This window comes from Actinoallomurus sp. NPDC050550, from assembly GCF_040655075.1.
GTDB lineage: Bacteria > Actinomycetota > Actinomycetes > Streptosporangiales > Streptosporangiaceae > Actinoallomurus.
Genome location: NZ_JBFAJC010000129.1, coordinates 1 through 4,753 on the forward strand (window position 1 = coordinate 1; position 4,753 = coordinate 4,753).

General features: G+C 67.6%; 4 protein-coding genes. 1 reads left to right on the plus strand and 3 read right to left on the minus strand.

Annotated elements, in window-relative coordinates; translation table 11 throughout:
- Positions 1–110 precede the first annotated feature (110 nt).
- The 3 genes from AB0I04_RS54885 to AB0I04_RS54895 form a co-directional block, all read right to left on the minus strand.
- On the minus strand, positions 111–974 hold the full coding sequence (locus AB0I04_RS54885) for an ATP-binding cassette domain-containing protein (protein WP_360904946.1): 864 nt from the start codon (positions 972–974) through the stop codon (positions 111–113).
- The gene (locus AB0I04_RS54890; protein WP_360904949.1) at positions 971–2,026 is read right to left on the minus strand and encodes an ABC transporter permease; all 1,056 of its coding nucleotides are present in this window, start codon (positions 2,024–2,026) and stop codon (positions 971–973) included. The genes AB0I04_RS54885 and AB0I04_RS54890 overlap by 4 nt, the downstream gene beginning before the upstream one ends.
- A 61-nt stretch (positions 2,027–2,087) precedes the next feature.
- Complete coding sequence (locus tag AB0I04_RS54895; RefSeq protein ID WP_360904952.1) at positions 2,088–3,083, minus strand: sugar ABC transporter substrate-binding protein; 996 nt, start codon at positions 3,081–3,083, stop codon at positions 2,088–2,090.
- Between the two features lie 398 nt (positions 3,084–3,481).
- Between AB0I04_RS54895 and AB0I04_RS54900 the strand changes: the two genes are divergently transcribed.
- The gene (locus tag AB0I04_RS54900) at positions 3,482–4,501 is read left to right on the plus strand and encodes a LacI family DNA-binding transcriptional regulator (RefSeq protein WP_360904955.1); all 1,020 of its coding nucleotides are present in this window, start codon (positions 3,482–3,484) and stop codon (positions 4,499–4,501) included.
- The last annotated feature ends 252 nt before the right edge of the window (positions 4,502–4,753 follow it).

Sequence of the window (4,753 nt, forward strand, 5' to 3'; positions counted from 1 at the left end):
ATGCGTCCAACCCCGACACCCACGACTCAACGTCGCTTACCGCCACCTCTGTCACAGTAGAACCATAAACCCAGAAAGCTCACTGTAGTACTAGGACGCGGCGGCGAGGTTCAGCTCTTCTCCTTCTCCGGGGTCGCGGCGGCCTCCTGTTCCAGCTCGGCGGCGACCTGGCGGATCTTCGGGTCGGAGCTGGTGCGCTCCAGCTCGTGGCTGAGTTCGTCCAGTTCGGCACCGCCGGCCATCAGGCCGGTGAGCTCGTCGCGGGTGATTTCGCCCTTGGCGTGGTAGCCGATGCCGTGGCCGCGGTTGAGCAGCAGGAACCGGTCGCCGACCGGGTAGGCGTGGTGCGGGTTGTGGCTGATGAAGATGACGCCGAGTCCGCGATCCCTGGCCTGGACGATGTAGCGGAGCACGACGCCGGCCTGCTTCACGCCGAGCGCCGCCGTGGGCTCGTCGAGGATGAGCACTTTGGCGCCGAAGTAGACGGCTCGGGCGATGGCGACGCACTGGCGCTCGCCGCCGGACAGGGTGCCGATGGGCTGGTCGACGTCGCGCAGGTCGATGCCCATGTTGGCCAGCTCGGTCTTGGTGGTCTGCCGCATGAAGCCGATGTCCATACGGCTCAGGGGCCCGAATCCCTTGCGGGCCTCCGAGCCGAGGAAGAAGTTGCGCCACACCGGCATGAGCGGGACCACGGCCAGGTCCTGGTGCACGGTGGCGATGCCCCGCGTCAGGGCGTCGCGGGGCGAACCGAAGTGGACCGGCTCGCCCTCGACCTCGTAGGTGCCCTCGTCCAGCGGATGCACACCCGCAATGATCTTGATCAGAGTGGACTTCCCGGCGCCGTTGTCGCCGAGGACGCAGGTCACTTTTCCGGAGTCCACGTCCATCGACACGTCCGCGAGGGCGATGACGTTGCCGTAGTGCTTACCCGCCTTGGTCAGACGAACGAGCGGGGTCTCGGTGGTGGTCATCGGCTGGCCTCCGTCCGGCGGCGGACCCAGAGATTGAACAGGGTGGCGAAGAGGAGCATTGCGCCGAGGAAGAAGAAGAACCAGTCGGGGTTCCATCCGGCGTAGACGATGCCCTGGGTGGTCATTCCGAAGATGAACGCGCCGATCGCCCCGCCGACCGCGGAGCCGTACCCGCCGGTGAGCAGGCAGCCGCCGATGACGGCGGCGATGATGTACCGGAACTCGTTGCCGACGCCCTCACCGGACTGGACGGTGTTGAAGGAGAACAGCAGGTTCATGCCGGTGAACCAGGTCGTGAAGCCCACGGCCATGAACAGGCCGATCTTCACCCGCCGCACCGGAACTCCCACGGCCCGGGCGCTGGTGGCGGCGCCGCCCGCCGAGAAGATCCAGTTGCCGGTCCGGGTGCGCAGCAGGACCCAGGTGGCGATGGCGACGAACACCAGCCACCACAGGACGCTGATGCGGAGCGACAGCGCGCCGATGTCCCACTCGGAGGCGAAGACCTTCTGCGCCGACGCGAAGCCGCTCATGTCGGAGATGTTCGGACTGGCGACGTTGCCGGTGATGATCTTGGTTATCGCGAGGTTCAGGCCCTCCAGCATCAGGAAGGTCGCCAGCGTGACCAGGAAGCTGGGGATCCCGGTCCTGACGACCAGGTAGCCGTTCAGGGCGCCGATCGCGAGGGCCACCAGCAGCGAGACACCGATGCCGACCCAGATGTTCGCGGTGAGCTGGAAACTGAGCATCGAGGCGACCATCGCGGAGCTGGTGACCGCGACGCCGGCCGACAGGTCGAACTCACCGCCGATCATGAGGAGGGAGACCCCGACCGCAGGGATGCCGAGCGTGGAGCTCGCGTACAGGATCGTCGCCAGGGAGTCGAGCCCGCGGAACGGCTCGGCGACGGCGAAGAAGAAGACGTAGATGACGATCGCGCCGCCCAGCGACCCGATCTCTGGTCGTCCGAGCAGCCGGGCGGACAGCGACTTGCGGGTGAGCCGCTCGTCCTGCACCGGCGGCCGGACGCCGGCCTCCAGTGTCTGACTCATCAAGACCTCCATGGTCCGGGGGAGAGCCCAGGGCGCCCAGGGCGGGCGCCCTGGCGGGGCGTTATCGCGTCCCCCGGCTTGCGAACTTCAGGACGTCGGTGACGTTGCTCTTGTCGACGAAGTAGGGGCCGGTGGCCGTGGTCTTCCCGCCGCCGATGACGTTGCCGTTGGTCTTGTAGAGCCACAGGGAGTCGACCGCGAGGTAGCCCTGCAGATAGGGCTGCTGGTCGATCGACCACTCGACGTCGCCCTTCTGGACCGCCTGGACCAGTTCGGGGTTCATGTCGAAGGTCGCGACCTTGGCGCTGCTCCCGGCGTCCTTGACCGACTGCACCGCGGTGAGGGCGAACGGGGCACCTAGCATGATCACCCGGTCGATGGTCTTGTCCTCCTTCAGCTTGGCGGCGACGGTGGTCCGCACCGACGGCATGTTGGTGCCGGTCACGTACACCTTGTCCGTCTTGCCGGAGAAGCCCTTCGCCACGCCGTCACAGCGCGCCTCGAGAGCGACCTGACCCTGCTCCTGCGGCACGCACAGGACGTGTTTGGCGCCTTCCGCGGCGAGTCGCTTGCCGGCCGTCTCTCCCGCGAGGTGCTCGTCGGAGCCGAAGTACTCCAGCGCCCCGGTCTTCTGCCAGTCGTCCAGCCCGGAGTTGAAGGCGACGACCGGGATTCCCGCGGCCTTGGCCTTCTGCACCACGCCGGTCATCGCGGAGGGGTGGGCGAGGGTGACGGCGATGCCGTCGACCTTGCTGTCGATGGCGTTCTGCACGAGGGTGGACTGCTTGCCGGCGTCCGGGTCGGCGGAGTAGACGAGCTGGACGTTGTCCTTGGCGGCCGCGGCCTGGGCGCCCTTCCGCACGATGTCCCAGAACGTGTCACCCGGGGCCTCATGCGTGACCATCGCGATCTTCATGCGAGGCGTGCTGGCCTTGCCCGCCGTGACCCCCTCCGCCTGTGCCTGCGCCTTCTTGCCGCCGGTGCTGCTGCACGCGGCAGCGGTGAGGGCGAGCGCTGCCAGAAGAGCGGTCCCCGCCGCTCGCTTGGTTCTCCGCATGGAAGTCTCCATTGATCGTGTTCCGTCGTTCGGGTGTGGGCTGGTGGTCGTTTCAGCGGACGGCGCTCATCAGGTGGCGATGAGTCGATCATTGATCACGAACCGTGGTCGGCCGATGGGGGTGTTCGCTGTATCGGGGCGTAGAGGGTCGTCACTCCGCCGCTCTACGGAGCCGGGCGGTGCGATGCGTTGTGGGTGCTCCCGGGTCACGGGAGTCACTGTCGCTAGAACGCTCTAAGTGGTAAACCGTCACCTAGAGGGTGTTTCCTGGTCACGGGTTTGCTGCTGGATATTGCGCTTAGAGCGCTCTAGTGCCATCACTATGATGAGCGTCACACGAACATGTCAACACGTCCGCGGCAACTTGTCGCAACATGTTGGACACGAAGGGGAGGGCTGTGACCGGGCAATCCGCAAGAGGCAGAGGCGCCAAGCGGCCCACGCTGGAGGATGTCGCCGCGCGCGCCGGAGTGTCCCGGGCGCTGGTGTCGATCGTCATTCGTGGAGTCGCCGGCGCGAGCGAGGAGACACGGGAGCGGGTGCTCAAGGCGGCCGAGGAGATCGGCTACCGGCCGGACACGCGCGCGCGCCTGCTGGCCCGCAACAGCTCACGGCTCCTCGGCGTGACGTTCAACGTGCAGCACGCCTTCCACACGGATCTCATCGAGGGGATCTATGCCTCGGCCGACAGCTCCGACTACGAGGTGGTCCTCAGCGCGCTGACCCCCCGCCGCGACGAGCGGCGCGCCGTCGAGACACTGCTGGGCTATCGCTGCGACGCGCTCATCATGCTCGGCCCCGAATCCCCCGCGGCGATGCTGGAGGATCTCGGGCGGCGGCTGCCGGTCATCGCCGTCGGGCGACGGCTGCGGGAGTCGTCCATCGACCTGGTGCACACCGACGAGGAGGCGGGGATGCGCCAGGCAGTGGACCACCTGGTGAAACTCGGGCACCGCGACATCGCGCACATCGACGGAGGCCGCAGCCCGAAGGCGACCGACCGGCGGCGCGCCTACCGCACGGCGATGCGCAGGCACGGCCTCGGTAACTGCATCCGCATCATCCCCGGAGGTCAGACGGCCGAGTCCGGGGCCAGTGCCGCGCGGCTGCTCCTGGAGGACGGGGAGTCCCCCACCGCCGTGATCACCTACGACGACGACGGCGCCGCCGGTCTGCTCGATTCGTTCCTGCGGGCCGGGATCGCGGTTCCCGAGGACGTCTCCGTCATCGGCTTCGACGACAGCCGGCTGTCCCGTCTGTCCCACGTCAACCTCACGACCGTCAGCCAGGACGCCGGTCGCATGGCGAGCCTGGCCGTGCACCGGGCCGTCGCGCGGCTGTCCGGTGACGAGATCGCCGACAGGGACCTCGTCATCCCCCCGCACCTGGTCGTCCGCGGCACGACCGCGGCGCGCTGACGGAAGTAACGCGCGCGTTTCCGGCTCTTGACATCGCCGAGTGACCCCGCTCATAGTGAGCGAGAGACTAGAGCGCTCTAGTGGAGCGCTCCAGGTCATTACGTCAGGCCAGTGCCAGGGGTCGGCTTCCCCGCCGCGGGTTGAGCCTGCTCACCTCTCGAAAGACATCCCAGGAGCTAGTGATGTCAAGCAGCCCGTTCCAGATGATGCGGCCAGGCGGTCGCCTCGTCGTAGAGGGCACCGGTTTTGAGG